Genomic DNA, 4,120 nt, shown 5'->3' on the forward strand with positions numbered 1-4,120 from the left:
AACGTGGCCAGGAATTATGATGATCGATTCAATTACAATTTTTTTTAAACGCTTCTTGGGCAGTCAAATCTTGCTTTGGGTGCTTCGAACGAGAAGTTATCCAAACGATACCTAGCTCTTTCATTAAGCGGTAAATATTTCTTACACAGTAATTTACATTAAAGGTTTCTTGGATATATTTTTGAATGTCTTTACCCATTAAACGACCTCCCTGCGCTTTGACAGCATGACTTATTACGTATTCTTTTAATTGAGCTTTTTGCTCATTACTTAAACGAGAAGGCTGACCAGTCGCTTGCTTTAATGCTAACGCATCAAATCCACCCGATAGATATTTTGTTATCCATTCGTTAACTAATCGACGACTTACATTCAATATCTTAGCAATGGATGTTCTAGAGTGACCATCATGGAACTTTTGCACAGCCAAATAGCGCAGTTTAAGGCTAGCATTATTTGTGTATGGAATTTTTATTTTAGAAATATTATTCATATGATAATCGAGCAATTAATGGTGAATGAATAATACCACATTAGATCACCAATTAAATTCCCTTGGTATTATTTTAAAAATAGCATTAACCACGAAGAACACGAAGGGAACCTATAAAACAGTTAAAATTATTCTTCATTTATCTTTTGCCTTTCCTCACTAGTAGAAAAAAGGAAATAGTTGAAGGTAATCAAAAAAGGATTTATATCAATAGTAATTGAGGTTGATTCATTTACTTTTTTTATATTTTTGGCGAAAATTTTCGCGTAAATGTAAGATACGATTACATCCAGAAAAGAAAGCCCCTAATATCCTTCTTTGCTTATGAGGTTGCAACGCCATATAAGATTCAAAAAAATCTTTATATACTACGTTATCTTTTATTATCTTTGTTTTTATAAAGAAAATTTCTCTAGCCGCTGTAAAATAGAACAATAAATTTTTATTTTTGAAAATGGTTGATTTACCGAAATCAATAAAAAGAAGCTCATCACCAAGAGTCTGGATGACATTATCATTATGAGCGTCACATGTTACAACGCCTGCTGTATGGAATTTAGAAAACATAAGCGCTAATTGAAGTGCCGTCTCTTTAGTGTAATTTTTTAACGGTTTCCCAGGAACATATTCCTTAAATAAATAAGCACCAGTATTATCGACTCTATACCCGTAACAAGTAGGCGCTAAAATATTATTATTATTTAAATGATTTATAATGTCGTACTCTATAACCCACTCATTTTTATGGTTTTTATTTGGGGAGAATTTTTTCAAAACATATGAATTCTCAAATATAGTTGTTATACGGGCACCTTGTTTTGATGTAAATTTTAATTTCACATCCATACTAGCCATTTTATTTTCTATTTCTTGTAAATGCATAAATTGAGAGCCTATTAATAAAGAAAAATTATTCCACAGCCCACGGCAAGATCATTATAAGTTGAACATTTTGAGTATGTAGTCAACTGAGCAATAATAATCATCTATTGGATAATTTAATATAGATGCTACTTTTCTATAACACTTTAATTTTATCTCAGCTTCTCGCATTAAAAATTGTAAAAAGCATAATTTACTCGATAACCTTTCGGGCTTTTGCTTACTATTATTTTGAATTAGCGTTTTTAAAGTGAGAAAAATAACAATCGCGCTATTTAAACAAGATAAAGCGAAGAAAGCGAGCATAGGAAGAAAAATAACAAGGCTAGTCCATGAATCCCTCCTTAAAGTCTGAAGTCAAAATGCATTAGACATATATATTATTACCTAACACTTCTCCAGCTTTTGTGGCTTCGTAGATAAATTGCTTTTGATTTTTTTTAAAAAAAACAGCATCAACCAAGAAAAGCTGCACGAATAGTATGAAGGGAACCATTAAGACATTTAAAGATATTCTTATTATGCTTTTTGCCTTAGCAGTAAACTAGGCCTTAGTTTCAGCTTTTGACCTATCCTTCTTTTATCTTCGTGCCTTCGTGGTTAATTTGGTTTTTAGCTTGGCCTTCCACCTAATCAACTTTGACTTTTTCTAATAAAATATCTGCTAAGCTCGAATTTCAGACACAAAAAAACCGCGGCTAACTATCATCTAGTTAAGCGCGGCTTTTTAAACTTTAAAAACTAAATAGATTAACTAATTATAATGAATTAGCTGTATCTACTACATTTTTAACAGTAAAACCAAACATTTCAAACAGTTGATCTGCTGGCGCTGACTCACCAAATGTGGTCATACCAATCACCGCACCGTTTAAGCCAACGTATTTGTACCAGTAATCAGCAATACCTGCTTCAATTGCTACACGTTTAGTTACCGCTGCTGGTAGTACTGACTCTTTATATTCAGCTGATTGAAGCTCAAACTGCTCTGTACAAGGAATTGATACAACACGTACCGCTTTACCTTGAGCTGTTAATTCTGCAGCACCTTGCATTGCTAACTCAACCTCAGAGCCTGTCGCAATTAAGATGATTTCAGCAGGTGTTTCAGAGTCAAGCAATACATAACCACCTTTTGCCACATCCGCTAATTGCTGTGTATCACGCGCTTGTGGTTTCAGGTTTTGACGGCTAAAGATAAGTGATGACGGTGCATCAACAGATTCAATCGCAAATTTCCAAGCAACAGCAGATTCAACGCTGTCACATGGACGCCATGTGTTCATGTTCGGTGTTAAACGTAAACTTGCAATTTGCTCGACAGGTTGGTGTGTTGGACCATCTTCACCTAGACCAATTGAGTCATGCGTAAACACTTGAATAGAACGTTGCTTCATTATTGCAGACATACGTAGTGCGTTACGTGCGTATTCCATAAACATTAAGAATGTTGCGCCGTAAGGAACAAAACCTTTATGTAATGCAATACCATTGATAATGGCAGCCATTGCAAACTCACGTACGCCGTAATGTAAGTAGTTACCCGTAGCGTCATCAGCAGTAATGGCTTTAGTACCAGACCACATGGTTAAGTTAGATGGCGCTAAATCAGCAGAACCACCTAATAGCTCTGGTAACATTGCACCAAATGCTTCGATACAGTTTTGTGAGGCTTTACGTGTTGCAATATTGCCTTGGTTAGCTTGTAAATCAACAATGTAAGCAGAAGATTTAGCTTCCCATTCAGCAGGCAATTCGTTATTAACACGACGTTTATATTCAGCTGCTAATTCAGGGTAAGCCGCAGCGTAGGCTGCGAATTTTTCATCCCAAGATTGCTCTGCGGCTTGGCCTTGTGTTTTGTTATCCCAACCTGCATAAATATCGGCAGGGATTTCAAATGGACCGTGGTTCCAACCTAATGCTTTACGCGTTGCAGCGATTTCATCGTGACCTAATGGTGCACCGTGACAATCGTGTGTACCTTGCTTAGCAGGTGAGCCAAAACCAATAATTGTTTTACAACAAATCATCGTTGGTTTAGTCGTTTCTGCTTTTGCAGAGATGATAGCCGCTTTAATTTCTTCAGGGTTATGCCCATCAACAGAAATAACTTGCCATCCGTAAGCTTCAAAACGCTTAGGTGTATCATCAGTGAACCAACCTTCTACGTCACCATCGATTGAAATACCGTTGTCATCCCAGAATGCAATCAGTTTACCTAGGCCTAAGGTTCCCGCTAAAGAACAAGCTTCATGAGAAATACCTTCCATTAAACAACCATCACCTAGGAAAGTGTAAGTATGGTGGTCAACAATATCGTGGCCTTCTTTGTTAAAAGAAGCCGCTAAAGAGCGTTCAGCAATCGCCATACCAACGGCATTAGTAATACCTTGGCCTAATGGGCCTGTTGTTGTTTCGACACCTGGTGCGTAACCATATTCCGGATGACCCGGTGTTTTTGAATGTAATTGGCGGAAGCTCTTAAGATCTTCAATTGAAAGGTCGTAACCTGTTAAATGCAATAGAGAATAGATAAGCATTGAACCATGGCCGTTAGACAAAATAAAGCGGTCGCGATCAGCCCAGTTTGGGTTAGTCGGGTTATGCTTTAAAAAGTCAGTCCATAAGACCTGCGCAATATCAGCCATACCCATTGGTGCGCCTGGGTGACCTGAATTGGCTTTTTGGACAGCATCCATACTAAGGGCGCGTATTGCGTTAGCTAACTCTTGACGAGAAGGC

The 4,120-nt window shown here is 37.1% G+C and carries 3 protein-coding genes; all 3 read right to left on the reverse strand.

Features of this window, described 5'->3' with window-relative positions; genetic code table 11:
* Positions 1-28: 28 nt before the first annotated feature.
* Positions 29-493 (reverse strand): winged helix-turn-helix domain-containing protein, encoded by a 465-nt coding sequence (locus tag GQR44_RS19495; RefSeq protein ID WP_166373413.1) that lies wholly within the window; start codon positions 491-493, stop codon positions 29-31.
* A 228-nt stretch (positions 494-721) separates the two neighbouring features.
* Complete coding sequence (locus GQR44_RS19500; protein WP_166373415.1) at positions 722-1,375, reverse strand: hypothetical protein; 654 nt, start codon at positions 1,373-1,375, stop codon at positions 722-724.
* 758 nt (positions 1,376-2,133) lie between these two features.
* On the reverse strand, positions 2,134-4,120 hold a 1,987-nt coding region (tkt, locus tag GQR44_RS19505), incomplete at its 5' end, for a transketolase (protein ID WP_240923763.1).

It is taken from the genome of Psychromonas sp. SA13A (assembly GCF_011378715.1).
GTDB lineage: Bacteria > Pseudomonadota > Gammaproteobacteria > Enterobacterales > Psychromonadaceae > Psychromonas.